This is a genomic window from Leucobacter sp. NPDC058333 (assembly GCF_042726155.1).
Classification (GTDB): domain Bacteria; phylum Actinomycetota; class Actinomycetes; order Actinomycetales; family Microbacteriaceae; genus Leucobacter.
This window is the reverse complement of sequence record NZ_JBHXHV010000003.1, coordinates 347,070-365,944: the sequence shown is the minus strand read 5'-3', so window position 1 is coordinate 365,944 and position 18,875 is coordinate 347,070. Positions and strand designations below refer to the sequence as shown.

Genomic DNA, 18,875 nt, shown 5'->3' with positions numbered 1-18,875 from the left:
GTCCCGTGACGCGTGGGGATACCTCATGAATTCGGTCTCGACCGAGCACGCTATCGACCGCGCCGAAGGGAAAGCGGCGTACTACATGGCGAACGGCACGCCCCCGGGGACGTGGGCCGGTGCCGGCCGTGCCGCGCTTGATTTGTCTCCGCGCGACCAGGTCGTGGAAGGGCAACTGGCTGCTCTGTTTGGTGAGGGGGTTCACCCCATCACCGGAACGCAGCTCGGCCGCAAGTACACGACCTTGCTCCCGCTTGAGCGCCGCATCGAGCAGAAGATTCGTGCAGCGGCGACCGACCCTGAAAACCAGTCACTGACTCCCGCCGAGTTCGAGGCACTGGGGGACGCAATTCGAGAAGAAGTCACCAACACCCCAGAGAAGCAATCAGTGGCCGGGTTCGAGTTCGTGTTCTCCCCGCCCAAGAGCGTGAGCTCGTGGTGGGCTCTCGCCGACCCGGAACTGAAAGACGCAATCCGGCAGGCCCACCATGCCGCTATTCAAGCGACTATCGAGAAACTCGAAACCGACATCGTTCGCACACGCACCGGAGCTGACGGGGTCGCACAGACGCACGTGCTCGGGATCACCGCCGCTATGTTCGATCATTGGGACTCCCGCGACGGAGACCCGCAACTCCACACCCACATGCTCGTCTCGAACCGTGTCCAAGGCGAGGACGGGCGTTGGCGCACCATCGACTCCCGCTGGTCCCTCATGCCCGGCGTCGCCACAGCGGGCGCCTACTACGACGGCGTGCTCATGGACGAACTCTCCACCCGCCTCGGCGTCGAGTGGACCGTCCAAGACGTGCTCGAGAAGCCGGAACGCTATTACGAGTGGCTACAAGATGAGCAACGGCCGGATACGCCAGCAGCTCGTCATCAATTCGCGATCGCGTCAGGCACGAATCCTGGCTCGGTGAAGTGGCAAATCGACGGCGTTCCTAAATCACTCGTCGACGAGTACTCCACCCGGTCGAAGCAGATCAATGAGCACGTCGACCGCGAGATCGCCAAGTACGTAGAAAAGCACGGTCGTCGACCCTCTGACCGCACCATCATCAAGATGCGTCAGCAATCCACGCTCACAACGCGCACCGCGAAGAAGGTTCGCTCGTTGCGCGATCTCACCCAGAACTGGCGGCACCGCGCCCGCCCGCACGTCGGCGACTCGTTCATGTTCGCGGACCGACTGCGGGAAGCCGCGGTCACGAGAACCGACGACCTGCCCCTGTGGTCCTTCCGGCAGGACGACGTCAACGATGACGCCGCGCGCGACGCGGCCGAATATGCGCTCCACTCCCTCGCCACCTCGCGCGCGACCTGGGGGCGACGAAATGCCGAGACCGCGGTACTGCGCGCGATCGCTGGCTGGAGATTCCGATCCCCGAACGATCGGAACCAGGCCGTCAAGCGCGTGGTCGAACTCGTGCTCTCTCAAGCGATTCCGCTCACACCGAAGAACGAACTGCACACCCCGTACCGGTTTCACACCGCAGACGGTGAAGACATGTTCCAGCCCGAAGCACGCGACCTGTTTACAACCCGCGAGGTGTGGGACGCAGAGGATCGCCTGCTCAAAGCTGGGGAGCGAATAGATATAGGGATATCCATCGAGCAGGCGATCACCAGCCACCTTATCTCTCAACCCACAGGAACCGAAGGGCGAATTCTGTCCAATGACCAGGCAGCAGCCGTGGAAAACATCGCTACCAGTGGCCGCCAGGTCGACGTGCTCGTCGGCCCGGCCGGAGCAGGTAAAACCACCAGCCTCGAAAAGCTTCGCGAGATCTGGGAGCACCAGTTCGGGGAGGGGAGTGTGCGCGGGCTCGCCCCGACCGCGCGCGCAGCGGAAGTGCTCGCGGAATCTCTCGGTATCCAAACCGAGAACACCGCGAAGTGGCTCCACGAAACAGCGCGCGGCACCGATTCGAAAGACGGCATCGACTATCGGCTTCGCCCCGGTGAACTGATGATCGTCGACGAAGCCTCCATCGGGGGCACACTCGCGCTCGATGCGATCCGAGCACAGGTCGACGCGGCCGGCGCAAAGCTCCTGCTTGTAGGGGACTGGGCGCAACTCGCAGCCGTCGACGCCGGCGGCGCATTCGGGCTGCTCGCATCAGCGCGCCCCGACGTTCCCGAGCTCGTCAACCTCCACCGATTCAAAGCCGAATGGGAAGGTGATGCTTCGAAGCTGCTCCGACTCGGCAAAACAGCCGGCCTCGACCCATACATTGAGCACGGCCGCGTCTCGGCCGGTCTCGACGAAAACATCATCGCCGAAGCGGTCGACGCGTGGAAGCAGGACGAAGCCACACTCAACGCTGCAGGCGACGCGACCCTCGTATCGCTCTTGATCGCGCCCACCAACGAGATGGTCGAACGGCTCAATGACATCGCCCGCACTTGGCGCATCCAGCAGGGTGCCGTCGACGCAACCCAGGAAGCGGTGATCACCTCCGGCGCTGCGTCACCAGGTGATCGCATCGTGACCCGGCAGAACGCGCGCACGCTCCGCACCGACCACGACCGCTGGGTGAAAAACAACGACGAGTGGATTGTCGCCGGCATCAATCCCGACTCCGGCGACATCGTCGCTGTCGCGGGCGAGGAGTACGTCACCCTGCCCGCCGACTACTGCCGGGAGCACGTGCAGCTCGCTTATGCGACCACCGCTCACCGTTCCCAGGGGCGAACCGTGGACACAGCCCACACCATCGTCGATTCGAGCGCCTCACGGGAGACGTTCTATGTCGCCATGACGCGCGGCAAGCAATCGAACCGGGCCTATGTCGTAGTCGACGAAAACGGCGAGATGGGCGACCCCGCAGCGCTCGGCATGTCGCGCACCTGGCGCGAAACCCTCGAACACGTCGTCATGAAGAAAGGAGGCGACATTGCAGCACACGACACACTGCACGACGAAGCCGAACGCATCGGGTCGATCCGGCAGCTCGCGGCCGAGTACCAGACCCTCACCGCTGACCAGCTCGAACGCGAATACATCCCCGTGCTCGCACGCCTTAACCTCGTTGACCCGAAGTCGCCAGACTCCCCGTACCTAGGTCCCGTACTTGCGAACCTGCTCCGACTGGAATCGCGCGGCCGCGACGTCCCGGGCACCATCACCGAGCTGCTCGCCAGTCGAGATCTCGACGGCGCGCGCGACGTGCTCGCGGTCTTGCACTACCGACTGAACACGCACCTCGAAGATCTGCGCGAGCACGAGGTCTACGGCAGATTCGCACCACTCCTGAAACCGTTCGGAATCACCGCCAACGAGACCCGCTCCGACCTGAAGCTCGGCCGAATGCTCACCGCACTGGAAGGCGCGGCCGACACCTCACTCGAGGACGCGGTGCGCGGTGCGTTGGAGCGCATGGACCGGGGGAGCACCCGCGACGTCGCCGCCCGACTCGCTCACCTGTTGCGTACCCAATACGGCCTCGACCCGGACGCGCTCACTGCCCCCGAAGATCTCCGCAGCGCGACCGCAGCTCATTATGTCGCCGGCCTCATCGAAGTCGCCCCGGACTTTGGAGATCCAGACTTTGCCGAGGCACTGAAAGATCGTGAGCTCGCGATACAGCTCCGGGCGGAACTGCTCGTCGACCGCGCGATCGCCGATGAAGAGCCCTGGCTGAAAGCGCTCGGTAATGTGCTGCCAGGTGCTGAATCTGAGTGGCGTCAACGCGCCGTTACCGTGGCCTGCTTCCGTGACCTTTACGGCGTCGACACTGACGAGCCGCTCGGCCGCGAGCACGCTCATGCCCGGAACCGTGAGCGCGATCGTCAAATCGCCGCAGCGGCACTCCGCGTCACCCCGCAATACCAGCCGCAACCCACCGTGGTGAGTACCACGTCGACGCCCGAATACGAGCCTGCACAAAGCAGCTCACCCGGCTACGGGCAGCCGTAAGGCAGCCCAGTAACGCTAGAAGCCGATGCTGGGCCCGTGGGCAGGACCGCCAGGCTCCTGCCCACCCTGAGCGTGGGGCCACGTTCCGTCCCAGGGATTCCTGTGCGGGGGAGCTAAGGCAGCACGATCCTGCTGGGCGATAACGACGGCGGGATGATTCGGCCAGGTTGCCGGAACAGCGGGCAGCTCAGGTGCTTGGTAATCCGACTGGTCCTGGTTCCAGCGCTTCAGCCACTCGAGCGCAATAGTCTGCCTCGCAGAGTCAACGTCCGTAGCTTCCACTCGATCGCGGATCGTGGAGACGAGCGCCAGGTGATCCTCGAAGTACGAATTGATCGCGGCCGCGCCCGCGCTACCGTCGACGTCGACCGTCTGCAACCACGCCGGGTCAGTCGCAGGAGGTTCGCCCAAATGTCGGCGCAGGACGAGCACGTCAATGGTCGCGTCGGTGCCGGCAATCTCACCATGCGCGCCGCGAGGCATTCGGACTGCCCCGAGCAGCTCCCCATGCTTCGCGATCTCTCGCCGCGATCGCTCGCTCTTGGCGTCCATCGTCCACCGCGACGACATCACCATGACGATGCCGCCCGGTTTCGTCTGCCGCAGCGACTTCACGATGAAGTGATTGTGGAGACTCAGTCGAGCCTCGTTATAGGCCGGATCGTAGAGCCGTGTCTGCGCGAACGGGACGTTGCCGATCGCCAGGTCGTACCCATCATGGTCAAGGAACGTGTCGCCAAACGATTCGTTCCTGATGTTTGCCGCCGGATGCAACAAGCGCGCGACGTCGGCCGTGGTCGGGTCGAGCTCAACGCCCGTAACTTGCTGGCCCGGGCGGGCTTGCGCAATGAAATTGCCCGTCCCGCAGCCTGGCTCCAGCACGTGAGCGTCCGACGGCACACCGAGACGGTCGGCCGCGTTCCACATCGCTGAGACGTACTCAGTGTGCGTGTAGTGGGCGTTCAGCACCGTGCGGCGCGCAGCAGCCCACTCCGTGTCGCCCCACAGTTCCTGCAGCGCGTCCCGATCCGCCGAGTACTTCGTCGACGTCGGATCGAACAATTCCGGCGTCGCACCCCAACCGGGGAAGCGGCTCAGCTCGTCAAGCTCTACGGCTGAGGGTTCGCGGCCTTCTCGAAGAAGTCGCTGGAGAGTGCGGACCGCAGACACTCCACCGCCCACCCGGGAGACTGCTCCGGTTCCTGCTCCAGGAACAGGCACACGTTGAGCAGGATTATCGCCTGCGTCAACGTCAACGCCGGCCCCGTGTAGTCGTGACGGGTCGCCGTCTCCAGCGCCCAGCCCATCAACGATTCCTGCAGCTCGGGAAGCTCCCACATCGCCTGATCCAGTGACGCCCAAAACGTCAGCGTTGGGCTCTCCAGCAGGTGCTCCCTGGCGGACGACTCCTCCCCGTACTCCTCCGTCTGTTCCTGGTCGAATGCCTCCCGAAGCTCCAGGTACTCCGGAACCTCCGTCGCGGTGCGAATCACGATCTGACGTGCGAACAGGAACCGCATCACTACTGCCGCGTTCGGCCGACTCGTCAGATCCGCCACGCCGACCGCGAGACGATCCAGCCACGTCAGAGACGACTCGTACGTGTCCCGCTGCGCCATCTCCCGCAGCGCCATCAGATCGTTGTTGATCTGACCAACCCGACGCAAATAGTCCGTCGTCTCCGGCCACGACTGCTGCAGTTTCGCGAGGCTCTCCTGATCGTGCATGTGCTGTTCCTTCCGTCGCTTCTGCTGTCTCGAATTCGCCCCACAGGTCGAACGCTATCTGGGTATCCGGTACCCGCTGCTTCCTACGTGCCATTCTGGCCCCCACCCTCGACGTTTCTACGTTCCATGCCCTTTGAAGCGCGGGCCTGCGCAGTCCCGCAACGAAAAGCGGGGGCCGTGCCAAAAGGCACGACCCCCGCTCAGGAGTGCAGGTCAGGAATACGCGCGAGTCGCCTCCAACTGGCGGTCACGTTCCTGCTGATGCACCGCGGTAACGCTCTGGTACTGATCCGAGCCAAAGGCGCGGACGTGCGCGGTGGACTCCTCCCAGGACTCCGGCCGCCGCCCCTCGGGTGTTTCGAGCGCTGACGTCACGTACCTCTGCTCAACAGGACCCATAAGATGTGGGGCACCGTAGTGAAGGCGCGCACCGAATTCGCGTAAGTCCGTCGAATCTCTTGCCATGTCATGAAGCTGGGACTCACCCTCGGGGCTGACGCGACCCACGGCACGTAGCTCATCAATACGTTTCCAGAACTCGAGATGCTCAAGTTCGGCGAACACGATGACTTCCGGAGACGGTGATGGAGTGCCCACTTCTTTCACCGAAAAACTTGACACTGTTGCCATGCGCTTCTTCCTTTCGATCAGTAACTGGTACCTCAAGAAGCGCCCTGCTGCGCACACGCGAAAGCGGGGCTAGCGAACCATGCCAACCCCGCTTCACTCGACCCGTGTGTTCAGATTCCTGGTGTCACAGACGCGCTTGCGGCGACGTCGCGCCGTGCCTCGTTGACCAGAGCCCAATTAGTGTCCACTGGCTGTGCGGGGCCCGCGGCCGCCGCAGCTTCGTTCCAGCTCTTCGCGTGCCCGCTACCGGCATATTCGTCCGCGACGCTCGACACGTACGCCACGACCGCTTCGTTCGCGCCACCGGCACGCAGCGCGTTCCCCGTCGCCTGCCCAAGCCCCGACGCCGACACTGACGGGTCGTCCCAGACAGCGATGACCTGGTCGGCCACTGCGCCGTCAACGTAACGCTTGCTAACGACGTCATGCAACCGGCTCGCGACCGTAGCCCGGGCCTCCGAACGTGCCTTTTTGTCAACCCACGTTTCGGTCTCTGCCCAACTGAGTCGCTCCCCATCTCCGGCATATTGTTCGGCGACGCTCGTAACGTACACAAGCGCAGACAGAGTCGCGCCACCTCGCTTCAACGCATCACTGACTGGCGTAGGGAAAGTACGGTCCGGACCGCCTTTCAGAACGACTTCCCATGCCTGCATTGCGGCGTCGGCCGTTTCAGGGGTGATGTGCCCGGCTTCGAGCACCTGCTTGACCCGCAACGCAAACTCTGCACTGGCCTCAGCGTCAAATGCTGGGTCGACCTCCGAATCTGGGGCCGTTGGTGAAGCCAACTGGGTTGCTTCCTGCGCGACCGACTGGGTTGCTTCCTGCGCCCGGTTCTGCCGGCGAGAACGATCGAGCGTGAACGTCGACAAGCGAGGGTCGATGCCAAACGAATCGACGTAGAAGTGTGTCGACGGGTACGTTTGGCCGTCAGCCGCCTCTCTAACGCGCTTTTCCTTGTCACCGAAAATGATGATGGAGTCGCCCCGCTCGAACTTGTCGCGGATGAGATCGGCGTCGTTGCCCCGGAAGCTTGCCTCGTACCAGACGGGGTCCAAGTCAACCCACTGCTGCTGGTCTTGATCGTACCTACGCCGGTTCTCAACAACGTCGATGTACATCACCTGCTTCTTGTTGTCTGTCGCGGGGAGATATCTCGGCTCTTTGCCCCCGATGTTGACTCGCACCATTTCAGCCATGATTGCTACCTTTCGATCTGGGCGGACGACGCCTTCGTCCGCTTGCACCACGAAAGAACGGGCCGCGCACCACCTGGTGCGCGGCCCGTTTCAGAGGTAGTCCTTGAGAGATCTCGTAGTCGAACCAACTACTGGGTTCACTAAAATCGCGATCGCCTGGAAGTTAGCTTGCCGTTTCGGGAGCTTTCGCCAAGTACGAGAAGATTCGATTAGCTCATGCAGGAGGCTATGGCACTCCCGGCACATCGGCCACAGATCCTCGTGGGCTTCGTTGCCGAACCGTGCGTAGTCGCAGTGGTGCAGGTCATCGCGGCTAATCCGCCACTTTGATCCGCACTCGCCCCGGCACATTATGGGCTCGGGGGCAATCCGAGCGGCTTCCTCGATTGCCCATTCTTCCCGTCTGGCGAACCAGCGAGGGGAAGTTATGTACTTGGCGTAGTACTCCCGCCAACGTTGTCGGCCGTTCGACCGGATCGCACCCAGCTTCAGTTCACGCACGATCTGTACCCGACGTGGCGCTTAACCGAGCTGCGAACGGTGACGCAACTCTCATTTGGGCTGCCATCGTCGTTTTGTCCTTGCTGCAGCGACCGTAGGCGTCGTTCTTGTCAAATGGTGTCAGTTTCGCGATGACGGGCTTGAGGTTGCGGTAGAACAGCAGTCCATACCCGCCCATCATTTCGCGGATCTCGTTGGGTTCCAGTACTGAGCGTTTTTCTTCGCTGACTTGGATGGAAGGAGTTCCGTCACCCCAGGTGTGTGATTCTCGCTTGACCCACAACTCGCCAATCAGGGCCGAGAGCTTTCGCAGCTCATCCTCGTCACTCCCACCGGGCAGGATGATCTTTGCCACGGCGGCGTCCCACATGGTTTTCGCATTCTCCGGGCCCCACTGTGCCAGCTGCTCCTTTGATTGGAACACTGCAACGACGACGCGACCACGACCGCCGCCGGCGGTGATGATCTCGTACAAACCCTGGTACTCGAAGTTTCCCAGCTCGTCGAGAATGTAACTCACTGGTGGGTCGACGCGACTTCCCGGGGAGGCATCAGCAATGCCTTTGGTGACGTAGTCAAGCTCAGCGAACAGGCCATCAATAATGCGCGTGTATCCGCCCGAGGCTTGCTTATCGCCGACCATGTATACCGTCTGTTTCTCAAGTACGAACGACACCGGATCAAACTCTTCACCCTTGGCGGGCGAGAACCAATCTCTCGCCGATCGCGATTCAAGGAATGCCAGAACGGTTGGGAGCACCCCCCATTGCGCAGCGCGTTGCTCCGGGGGCATATTGATTACGGACTCCAAATGGCGGGCATGCTCTAACAAGCCGTGCTCGTGTTCGCGGATCGCGTGCACCGCCTCCAATGCCCTTTGCGGCGACGAGACCCAATCCCAGATCTTGTCGACAGGACGTTCATAATCTCCACACGCTGCACCATGAAACAGGTGAGCCGCGAGCTGTTGCCCAAGCGTGTCCCAGTGACCACCGTTTGAAGTGGAGCCTGAGAACGAATCTGACGGGATGAGCGAACGCACGCGACGCACAAGAGTTCGCTCCTCGACGCATCCGTCGACCGGATCCCAACGGAGCACGTGACCGAGATCCTCGCCTCCATCAATTCCAGGCGCAAAGATCCAACATTTCGATCCACTTCGCTCGCGTTCAAGCATGGTGATTTGAGCGTTGTCCATCTTTGACGACGTGGTGATGAGCGCGCCTGGTGCCGAAAGGATCCAGTTCAGGATGAGGTACCAACCCTTACCGGAACGTGACGGACCGATGATGATGGTGGGGTCCTCTACTCTGAGCCAAAGGTCGATACCCCAGAACGAGCCGATCCGATACCCGCAATCGGACGGGCGCAAATGGTTGCTGTCGATCATGGGCCGAAGGTTCGGTCCACGGACCTTCACGAGCTGTTTCGTGCTCAGCTCACGGTTGACATCCTTCAACGGAGCTAGACCGGGTTTGTGCTGCGGATCTTTCTTCTGCCGCGCCCGAGCCACGGCCCAGAGAATGATCACACCCAGGCTCAATCCCATAAATATCAAGATCAGGCCCCAATGCACGAAACCAGGGACGTTGGCGTGAGTGACGATCGTCGGATCGGATTGACCCCATAGCCCAATCAGTTCACCGATCGACATTTTGTCAGCTCCGTTAAACGCAGACGGATTGGTGATTCCAATTACTGCGAGCTGCGGAAACACCACGATCGCGACCGCACTAATCAGAACGATAGCTGCGGCTACTTGCCAGGGGAGTGACGACCACTTCCAGTTTGGTTGCATCAGAGTCTCACCTCCATTCCAGGAATCGTGCGGGAAACAGATTCGTACATGAGCGTGCCTGCCCGAGACACGAACGACAGCTCGTCTACTACCGGCCGTGCATGTCTACCAAGCCCTTCAACCGCGTACTCGCTCAGGTCGTTCACCATCGGGGAGCCGAGCCGCAGAAACTCCGCCAGCTCGTCGACCAGCGGCGTTCGGTCGAGATAGCGACCGGCGGCTTTCACTGCACGTAACGCGGGGGAGGGGACGCGCAGCGGCATCTCTCGGCATATCTTCCCCACATGCTCTGACCATGCGAGAAATACCTGCACGCGTTCCGCTGCATCAAACTCACTGCCCATCTGAGGTTCGGTGAGGCGCGCACTCACGTTGTCAGTGATGTCCATGTACAGGCTCCACAGCTCGAAGAACGTGGGGTCTTCGGGTCCAGGAGTGGTATCGAGTCCCTGCCGAAACTCTCGATAGAGCTCTCTTACTCCGCTCATGCGGCAACCGCCTTCATCTTGCGATCGCGCATCTGCCGATCGGTATCGAATAGTTCCTTCTCCCACTCGGTCGACGTCGGGTTCCCGTCGACCGCGTACGATCCTGATTTCATCTTCACGAGGAACTGACCCCGAGATAGGGTTCCGATTGCTGCAGCCTCCGCGCGGGTGAACATCTTTCGTTCAATCGCATCATCCAAGGTCTCTTCGTTCTGCCAGAACGAGATGCGATTTGCGTATCCGCGAAGCAGCGTCTTGGCGAGTTCTCGTTCTTGAGAACCTTCCGCTCCAACGGCGTCAAAATCTCCACCCTCGTGAACGATGAGAATCATGGCTACGCCGTACTCACCTGAGAGCTTGAGCTGCTTCCGGTGAGCTTCGAGGGCGGCCTTGGTACGCATGTCCGCCCATCCTTCTTCGCGAATGAGAAGGTACTGGCGGCCTGCATTCTTGTTTGAGATCGTGTTGAGCACCCAAGCGTTCGTCACGGCCTGGGTGACGGAAAGCGCCTGCTCGCCACGCTGTCCGATTGCGAACGTGTCAATCACCGTGTATGGCGAATCAGGATTCAGCTCAATCGACGAATCCGTATCGAACATCCCTCCCAGATCCCCATGCACGAGTCGCCGCAGCCCATCGCGAAGATCATCAGCATCTCGCCGGTCGAAATATCCATCCTGCGCCGTCAGTAGCTCACGGGAGGAGATCTTCTCCCACACGGCCCGCAGCGTGGGTCGGTTTCCCGACTCAGCAACGACTTCCTCAAGAGCCCATTCGAGTATTGTCATCTCACGTGCGATGAGAGGCCGCTCGCCAGGAGTGAGGAGACCTGCAATCTGCTGCAGCACCGAGATACGGCTCGCCCGGACTCGCGCCTCGTAGTTGACGAGGAGCTCGTCGTGCTGCCGTTCCGGGGCTTCAAGCGCATTGAGGCGAATCTCGCTCCCGAAAACGCCCATCTTGAACACATTCCCGCCGAGAGCTTCGGCAACTGCTCCGTGTTCTCCTTTCGAATCTGACGTGTTGATAGCAAACCGTCCGAATTCGACGAGCAACGTCACCAGCCGCTTAATTGAGAACGACTTTCCTTGTCGCAGTGAGCCTTGGATAAGGATGTTCGGCGCAGATGCGAGCCCACGGCGGTAGAGCTCCCACGGATCGAACGTAAACGGCTTGCCGCTATTCATATCGACCCCGATGATCGGACCTGCGACATCGTGCACATCCGCTGCAGCGAACGTGTTTGCTGCAGCCAGCTGATGCCCCGTTGCCCGGTGCCACGGACGACTAATCGGAATCGTCCAAAACCCACCTTGAAACTGCAAGGGGCTCTGTATTGGGAGCTTCTCGACCTTCTCGTCGTCAGCTACCTCGTCATCACGCACGGCACTCGCATACATCTTCTGCAGTGCTCTGCGTTGGCGCCGGTCGAGACCTGCGCCCTCAATCGTGAGGAGTTTCTTTACCATCCGCCATGCCCCCTATTACTTCATTCCCAAACCGCACGGATACGCCACATTCATCAACGCTTCGGCCTGCTGCCAAGGCATCGTTCGCGGCTCTAACCCGGTCGCCGAGCACGCGTTCCGAATGGATGCGGCTTCCTGTTCAAGCGTTTCAGGGGACGTTGCTGTCACCGTGAGATAGGCCGAAAACCGCAGCTCGCCCTGCCCTGCGACCAGGTCAGCTTCCTGCTCTTCCAGCGCGTGCCAGTCGGCGTTGTCTGCCGCAGTAGTCGGTTTGCCTGACTTCGCCCGAATTCCCGCGTTCGTGATCCAGGTACGTTTTTGTTCCTCGATCTTTTTCATGGCGTCACCGATTTGAACTGGTTGGCCCACCAGCATGAACGTCTGCCGTACTGGCCGCCCAGATTGCTGTTTAGCGAAGACCAGCCGTGACATGAACCCGGGGAACGTCTCGTACCGGGGCCACTCCTGAATCCAGTACGTACGGTGCCAACCAGAATCCGTCTCCACGACATTCCGATGCTCGTCGATCAGCATTGGGGCAGCCGACAGCGGGTCGATCCCTTCCCAAACGGTGCCGATTCGAGAATCCACGCCCTGCTGAGACGCCGGGTCGACCAGTGACCGTCCCCAGGCTCCCCACTCCCGAGCGTTCATCCACACGAAACGCGTGAAACCGGCATTGTAGAGCGCGTCAGATGTCGTGGAGATCTCCAACTCAGCAAGCTTGAGCATCCCCGCCTTTTCGCTTTTCTCACCCTTCACGAGCGCCTTCGCTTCACCTGAAAGCTTGAAGGTGAGCGCGAGTACTGACGTGTGTTTCGTTACCGCCTGATCAGCAAGATCGAGAGCCTCTTGATACGACTCTGCAACACCCCCAACCAGGCCCATAGATCGTTCTTCGAAGTACCGGCGTTCTGCCGCAACCGTCCCGGGACGTGCCTGCTCAAGAACAGTGACTCGCGTTACATGCTCTTTCTGCGTGAACGATCCCAGCACCTTCGACCATTCGAAGATCAGTCCCTCACGGTCCTCCTCAGACAACGTCGACGGGGCTCCGGCTTGTGGCATCCCGAGCCCATTCGTCGCGAGCACACAGCACACCGTTGCGGTGCCCTGCCGGGCATCCCACACCACCACTGCACCGCTATCTGTCTCGTAGAGATGAATGCGTCCCTCTCGTCCAGGAAGATCCAGCGACGACGTCGGTGTGATCTTCTTTTTCTCGGGCCGTGCACGGTATTTCGTTGCGCCGACAGATTTGCGCATGATTCCTCCAACTTCACGCATCAGGTGCGTCACTAGTGATTGGCCGTGCCGGCGTAACAGGCCGAGTGCGGCGAGGGGTGCGTACACCGGGAGCGCGCTGAGGAGTCCGATGAGGCCATCGCCAATAACGGCGACTGCCCCGACAATTACGGCGATGCCCATCGCGGTAAATCCCGGCCCGTCGATGCCGTTCACAAGCCCCTGGGAGGGCAGACGGGCAAACTTTACGGTGCCGCTCACTGCTGCTTCCCCTTCGATGGGCGAGGCGCAGGTGGGCGTCCCTCAGCTGTCTTGGGTGGCTCGGGCACCTGGACGGGGCCACTGCTACCGCTCCGCTGCATCTTTGGTGGTGGAGACCCGGCAGGTTTCGGTGAAGGGGACCCCGCATCGCCGCCGAACGTTCCTGCCGCAGCTGGCCCCTGCCCGGGGCGAGCATCTTTGACCGGGGGCTTCCCTGTGCCGCCCTGTTTCGTTCCGGCGCCTGTCGAGGAGCTGGTAGACGAACTGCCTGTCTTCGTGCTGTTTTTCGGTGGTGTCGATCCCGAACCGCGGCCGCCCCCGCCGCCCTTGCCGTTCGGGAGACGACGGCCAACGGCAGATACCACCTTTTGTGTTTTCTGCTTCGCCTCTCCGCCTGCACGCTCTCCAACGTGGTCGCCGCCGCCGCCACCGCCCATCCACTGGAAAAAGCTGTACGCGAGAATCGGCATGAACGCGGTAATGAACACACCAATTGCAAGTGACAGGCCCGCGCCCGACCAGATCGTTTCGACTTTCCCAAACCCAGCCATAACGAGGACCAGCGTTCCGAGAATGAGTGGCTTTGCGAGCGCCATCGCGGTGACAGCACTCATCCAACGTTTCATCCAGTCATCACTGGTCCCTTTCGCGGGGAGTAAAACGAATGCGAGAGGTGCGAACGCGACCAGGATCATCAACACGAAATCCCGGAACGCCATAGCGAACATGATGAAAAACAACCCGCACGCCATGACTCCGAGGACCAGCATCATCTGCGCAACTGGAGGAGCGCCGACGATAGTGCCAACGGTGTGAGCGCCCCAGTTCGCTTGACCCGAGAACAGTGTCTCGATCATCGTCGCGAACCCGCCTTTGCCCGTGAGACGGTCGAGTAGTCCGCCACTAAATTCATCAATCACCAGGAGGCCCTGGCCGACGATGAAATACGAGAAGTAGAACGCCGGGAGAGACGCGGCAGTGGCCAAGACTGTGCGTTTGATGAGATCTGGACGCTGGAGTACCGCGCCGCCCGCAAGTCCCACGATGAAAGTGATCGCCATAACCAAAATGGCCATGCCCAACCACCGTCCAGTCTCTGCTTGCGCGGTGTTCCAGAGTGCGTCGCCCGGACGGAAGCTTTGCGAGCCCAGAGCGGTGTCTGCAAGCCATTTGATCGCATCAGCAACCCAGTTCCCTGCATCTTCCATCGAGCCACAAAGCAGGTCCGCTACCCCGCACTCGAAGTCAACGAGCTCGTCTTCCGCCCGGGCAAGCACTTACTGAATTCCTAGATCGAAACCGACGAGGAACTGGAAGATGCCCGAAATGCCACCGAGGCAGGCAACAGCCAGCGCGCACCAAAGGACGGATTTTGAGGCAAGTTGCTGCGCATTCTGATTTCCAAAGCCCTTGAATCCGAGCGTAATAAAGCAAGCGATCAGTGCGCCTGCGCTCGCGATCAAGCCAAGCCCCAGAATCCACGAGACGATCTGAATGAGTGCGGACGCACCAGGGGCACTGAAATCCGGGTTGAGATCCGGCATGAGTATGTTCCTTTCGACAGATGTTGTTTTGTCACTGCACGAAGGACAAGCGAGCGCAGCTATAACGACGAAGCGGGGCCAGCCCAGAAGGCCAGCCCCGCTTCGCATTCGTCAATTACGGATTGCCGATGTAGGGGTACGGATTCACGTCCGGGTTGTAGTTTCTTGCTGTCGTGGCCAACGTGAAATGTGTGTGTGGGCCGCTCGTGCAACCACTCATGCCCGACCGTGCGACCGTCTGCCCCACGCGCACCGCCGCCCCAACCGTGATACCCACCGATGCGGGAGAGCCCAGCTCAATATGGTTGTGCGAGCTGTACAGGGTGAGGCCTTGGTAGTTGTGCTGAATGATGACGGTGGAGTTTTCCCCATGCCACCAGGAGGGGTTGGCCGCGCAGACCCCGGGCAGCCCGCCACCGTCTCCACCTGCGGTGAGCACAATGCCGTCATATGGTGCATAGAGCGCGCCTCCCGTGGCTGACACGAGGTCGATGCTGAAGCCATCGTGAAAGCCTTGCGAAATGCCGCGCATGTGTGAGGGCCACGCCCACCCGTTTGCCCCAACTGGCCCATCATCGCCGGACGGCGGACCAACTGTGGGGCCCGGGGGCTCCTCGCCGGTGATCGTTGATCCCAGAGCTGCAACGCCCGCGCCACCGAACAGAGCGACGCCAAACAGGCCAAACCCGGCGAGGCCCCCCATTTGGAGGACCTTGCGCCGGGTCGCCTGAGTGGCGAGGAGTTTTGCCGCTACTGGCGCGGCCATATTTCTGGGAACTGAGCTTCGAGTGTGTACGCGACCCCGCAGAGCCCCCCATCCTTGGGAGCGTCGCACCAGATCGCAAAATATGCGGGGTGCATGGTGGTCGCTGCCGCCGTGCCCATTTTGGAGTTGTCGACGTCAGAGAGCACCCACCAATGAGTGAGACTCGCACCCGCTGTGTCGGGTTCCATGTCTGTGCCGGCTGGGAAGGAGGGGACTAGCGACGGGTCGATCTTGGCGATTTCTTCCTCACCTACGACTGTCTGCGGGTGTGCGAGCCAGAAGTGGTCCGGCAGTAAGGCGAAGTTCTCGTAGGTGGTGCCGTTCAGCAGGGTCCACCATGAGTAGTTCTCCGGGTTATCGCGCAGAGACCATGAATCGGCCTGGAGCTTGAGCACGTGGTCCGGCGGGAGATAGTGACGCTGAATTTCTTCGAACGGTCGCGCCTCCACCAGCGTGTGAATCTCACCTTCTGGGCCTACGTACTTCTCGGACGGATGCGTCATTCTCGCGATAGCTGCGTCGACGTATTCTTGCCTGTCTAGCTTCGAGAAGTCCGCGGTAAATGCCACCGCGGCCGCGCCTGCAGCGGCCTCTCGTGGGTCCGTGGTGACTGGCATCACAGCCATACCGTTTTCATCCACGTCAAATTCGTAGCCGTCTTGCTTCACCTTCACTTTCTTGTCAGGGTTTTTGCTTTCTCCAGACTCCTCGGCCGGCCTTTCCTCGCTAGATGACGCACTCGTTGCAACCTGAGCTTCAGCAGTAAGCGATCGAATCCATCCAAAGATTGCAGCGATGAGTACCAGTGCAAAGAGCACCATCATCACAATGGAAACATTGCGCCGGCCACGTGGGAGAGCCCTCCACCATTTCTTGATCATCCGCATTACTCCGTCCCTTCTTCGCTCTTCCAGACCTGCTCTTGCTCGAGGAGATAGTCGCCAATAGCTGTCGCCCACTTCGCGCCGTTTACCATCTGGGGGTCCGCCCACGACTGCACTCTGGTTGGTTCGTGCTCGCCCCCGTTACAGCCCGTCATGCCCGTCCACGACCGCATTCTTTGCATCACGAGCTGCAATTGGTAGTGGAAATCGAGGGGCGCACCAGGAGGTGCAGCCGGCAGGAACTGTAGCTGGTTGCGGTACTGGAACAGCGCTAGCAGCTCCTGAATCATGGCCTCATGGCGGAACCAACATGGCGGAATGATCGCGTCTTGGAGTCCATACCGACGAACGAGCTCCGGCACCCACTCGGTGAGTACCGTCATAGTCTCGACGCGTTCTTCCGCGTCAAGCCGCCACCAGTTAATTGGAGCTGCGTACATAGGCGGCGGCACCGCCGGCGGAACTCGATCAGTCGGTGTTACTGGCGAATCAGGACGCTCCCCGCGCTCACGCACCACGACGCACCCGCTTCACAATCCGATCCCACACAGACGGCAGGTCTGTCAGCGTCGCACCTGGAACTCGGGAAAGGTCTCCTTTGATGCGACGGCGAACCGCTGCCGGTCCCTCACCGCGGGGCACGCTGTGCAGCCAGGAGGCCGCAGTATCGTCTGCCGCAACGAGTGCGCGGAGTCGACGCGGCCGGGAAGTCGTTGCGATCCCAAGCAGCAAGCAGCCGAAAACAACGCCAGCAGTGCCCAGCGGGTACAACTCAGGCTTGAACAAGGCCACGAATGCGCCCCAGCCCAACAGAACCATTCCAAACGCCCACCACTGCCAGACTGATTCCTGCACCTCGAACGACAGTCGATCATCGTCCGTCAGTGAGACGCGGACTCCCTCGAAACGAGCGACCTTCTTTCGCGCAATTTCGAAGACCCGAACGGCTGCGACGTGATCGACGACCGCCTGATCCGATGCTGCGCGATGTGCTGCGGCCTCCTTCCTGCGAAGCAGAGCACGGTCAACGCGGGATCGGGAAAGTGCGTAACGGTTCATACCCCCAGAACACGTGAGCTGCGCACACGCCGCTGCGCGGGGAGAGCACCCACAGGGTGCTCCCGGACGAGCCGGCACGGAGGCCGGCCCATTCCTTACCAGGGCTGCGCCCCGTTTTGTTGCCGTGAAGCCTGCGGCATTCTACGTGCGTTCAGCGCGCCACCCATTCGACCGCCCACCCGCGATGCGTGCGTGCTTGACGGGGCATTCTCGCGCGTCTGCGCCGCGCGGGCCTGCCCCTTCGAATAGGTTCTGCGCCGCCCGCCCAAGAAGTCACTTCGTGCCTTCACGGCAAAAAAACGTGAGGGAGGGAATCGAGAGAGGGAGAACCAAGGTGATGGATCAGATTGGGTCAGCAGCAGGGGCAATTACCGCAGTGATCGTGTGGACCGTGGCGATCTACAAGTGCTGGATCTCACCGGCAGTAAAGAAGGACCAGAACCGATGAACACCGCTCAGCTCGCGTTCGACATCGACGCGCTTCTCCACGACGCGCTCCTCGCCGCCACACCCGCCTGGGACGGTGCGCCGCTGCGGTACCACGAAGAACACCGGACTTCAGCCGAGCTAGACGCCGCCTTCGACCGGTACCGATTTGAGTACGGCAACCACGGTTGCATCCCGGACAGCCACATGTGGAGCCGATACATGTTCGGACCCCAACACGGCCTCGCGATCGACAACCACGAATTCGTGCTCTACGCAGCAGAAACCAGCTGCCGAGAAGCCGAACACGACCACCACGGCGAGAACCTGCCCGGCGATACCCAGTTCCAAGCACTCTGCGAGCCCTGCAACTGGCGGTATCAAAGCAACGACGAGAGTTTCGTGATCGAAACCTGGCACGACCACGCAGTCCCCGGATGGCGCACCCTCCCCGTCGTCCCGCAGCGGCTCCAGGGCATCCCGCCACGCCACCGCAACCCGCTCCGCGAATGGGTAGAAGAGCACTACCCGCTCGAAGCCCAAGCACCCGGCCACCCCATCGTCACCGCACGCAACCCAGTGGGAACCCGACACGTCCCCGGCCGTTCGCCCTGGGGTGGGTACGACCTCTCCGACTCAGCCCTGTAACTCCCCACCACCACATGACTGGGTGGCGCTGACACGTCACCCAGTCTCCATCCGCACCTCCAGGAGATCATCTCATGCGTCGTCTACTCATCCCTCGCTCGCCGTTCGGTCTGTTCTTCCGGGTGGCCATGCTTTACGCATTCCTCGCCGCCGTAACGTTCCTGCTCCACATGATGACGGTCGGAGCGACCATCGTCGCGGTCGGAATGCACCTGCATTTCGTGACCACCGTCGACACGCTCCAGGTCATCCTCGGTGCCAGTTGACCGGCGCGCACAACAACAGAGGGCCTTGCGCCGGTGTGATAC

At 61.3% G+C, this 18,875-nt stretch carries 17 protein-coding genes; 3 read left to right on the top strand and 14 right to left on the bottom strand.

What is annotated here, in order from left to right; genetic code table 11:
* Positions 1-25: 25 nt before the first annotated feature.
* Positions 26-3,922, top strand: a complete 3,897-nt coding sequence (mobF, locus tag ACFWHR_RS12200) for a MobF family relaxase (RefSeq protein WP_382448567.1) — start codon at positions 26-28, stop codon at positions 3,920-3,922.
* A gap of 15 nt (positions 3,923-3,937) precedes the next feature.
* On the opposite strand, the gene ACFWHR_RS12195 is transcribed toward mobF, so the two are convergent.
* The 14 genes from ACFWHR_RS12195 to ACFWHR_RS12130 form a co-directional block, all read right to left on the bottom strand.
* The gene (locus ACFWHR_RS12195) at positions 3,938-4,984 is read right to left on the bottom strand and encodes a hypothetical protein (protein WP_382448566.1); all 1,047 of its coding nucleotides are present in this window, start codon (positions 4,982-4,984) and stop codon (positions 3,938-3,940) included.
* A 47-nt stretch (positions 4,985-5,031) separates the two neighbouring features.
* Positions 5,032-5,649 (bottom strand): hypothetical protein, encoded by a 618-nt coding sequence (locus ACFWHR_RS12190; RefSeq protein WP_382448565.1) that lies wholly within the window; start codon positions 5,647-5,649, stop codon positions 5,032-5,034.
* Between the two features lie 213 nt (positions 5,650-5,862).
* On the bottom strand, positions 5,863-6,279 hold the full coding sequence (locus tag ACFWHR_RS12185) for a hypothetical protein (protein ID WP_382448564.1): 417 nt from the start codon (positions 6,277-6,279) through the stop codon (positions 5,863-5,865).
* Positions 6,280-6,389: 110 nt separating this feature from the next.
* Entirely contained in the window at positions 6,390-7,478 is a 1,089-nt protein-coding gene (locus ACFWHR_RS12180) for a single-stranded DNA-binding protein (protein WP_382448563.1), read from the bottom strand.
* 493 nt (positions 7,479-7,971) lie between these two features.
* A complete protein-coding gene (locus ACFWHR_RS12175) occupies positions 7,972-9,777 on the bottom strand; it encodes a type IV secretory system conjugative DNA transfer family protein (RefSeq protein WP_382448562.1) in 1,806 nt (601 codons plus the stop codon).
* The gene (locus ACFWHR_RS12170) at positions 9,777-10,265 is read right to left on the bottom strand and encodes a hypothetical protein (RefSeq protein WP_382448561.1); all 489 of its coding nucleotides are present in this window, start codon (positions 10,263-10,265) and stop codon (positions 9,777-9,779) included. The genes ACFWHR_RS12175 and ACFWHR_RS12170 overlap by 1 nt, the downstream gene beginning before the upstream one ends.
* On the bottom strand, positions 10,262-11,734 hold the full coding sequence (locus tag ACFWHR_RS12165) for a hypothetical protein (RefSeq protein ID WP_382448560.1): 1,473 nt from the start codon (positions 11,732-11,734) through the stop codon (positions 10,262-10,264). The genes ACFWHR_RS12170 and ACFWHR_RS12165 overlap by 4 nt, the downstream gene beginning before the upstream one ends.
* 15 nt (positions 11,735-11,749) lie before the next feature.
* Positions 11,750-13,240, bottom strand: a complete 1,491-nt coding sequence (locus tag ACFWHR_RS12160; protein ID WP_382448559.1) for an SCO6880 family protein — start codon at positions 13,238-13,240, stop codon at positions 11,750-11,752.
* The gene (locus ACFWHR_RS12155) at positions 13,237-14,517 is read right to left on the bottom strand and encodes a hypothetical protein (protein WP_382448558.1); all 1,281 of its coding nucleotides are present in this window, start codon (positions 14,515-14,517) and stop codon (positions 13,237-13,239) included. Before ACFWHR_RS12155 ends, ACFWHR_RS12160 begins: the two co-directional genes overlap by 4 nt.
* Positions 14,518-14,784, bottom strand: coding sequence for a hypothetical protein (locus ACFWHR_RS12150; protein WP_382448557.1), 267 nt, complete (start codon positions 14,782-14,784; stop codon positions 14,518-14,520). It lies immediately after the preceding gene.
* Positions 14,785-14,899: 115 nt separating this feature from the next.
* The gene (locus ACFWHR_RS12145) at positions 14,900-15,316 is read right to left on the bottom strand and encodes a M23 family metallopeptidase (protein ID WP_382448556.1); all 417 of its coding nucleotides are present in this window, start codon (positions 15,314-15,316) and stop codon (positions 14,900-14,902) included.
* Between the two features lie 218 nt (positions 15,317-15,534).
* On the bottom strand, positions 15,535-16,437 hold the full coding sequence (locus ACFWHR_RS12140) for a hypothetical protein (RefSeq protein WP_382448555.1): 903 nt from the start codon (positions 16,435-16,437) through the stop codon (positions 15,535-15,537).
* Complete coding sequence (locus ACFWHR_RS12135; protein ID WP_382448554.1) at positions 16,437-16,874, bottom strand: hypothetical protein; 438 nt, start codon at positions 16,872-16,874, stop codon at positions 16,437-16,439. Before ACFWHR_RS12135 ends, ACFWHR_RS12140 begins: the two co-directional genes overlap by 1 nt.
* Positions 16,875-16,941: 67 nt before the next feature.
* Entirely contained in the window at positions 16,942-17,493 is a 552-nt protein-coding gene (locus ACFWHR_RS12130; RefSeq protein ID WP_382448553.1) for a hypothetical protein, read from the bottom strand.
* A 405-nt stretch (positions 17,494-17,898) separates the two neighbouring features.
* On the opposite strand from ACFWHR_RS12130, the gene ACFWHR_RS12125 reads away from it, so the two are divergent.
* A complete protein-coding gene (locus ACFWHR_RS12125) occupies positions 17,899-18,567 on the top strand; it encodes a DUF6349 family protein (RefSeq protein ID WP_382448552.1) in 669 nt (222 codons plus the stop codon).
* A 74-nt stretch (positions 18,568-18,641) separates the two neighbouring features.
* Positions 18,642-18,833, top strand: a complete 192-nt coding sequence (locus ACFWHR_RS12120; protein ID WP_382448551.1) for a hypothetical protein — start codon at positions 18,642-18,644, stop codon at positions 18,831-18,833.
* Positions 18,834-18,875 lie beyond the last annotated feature (42 nt).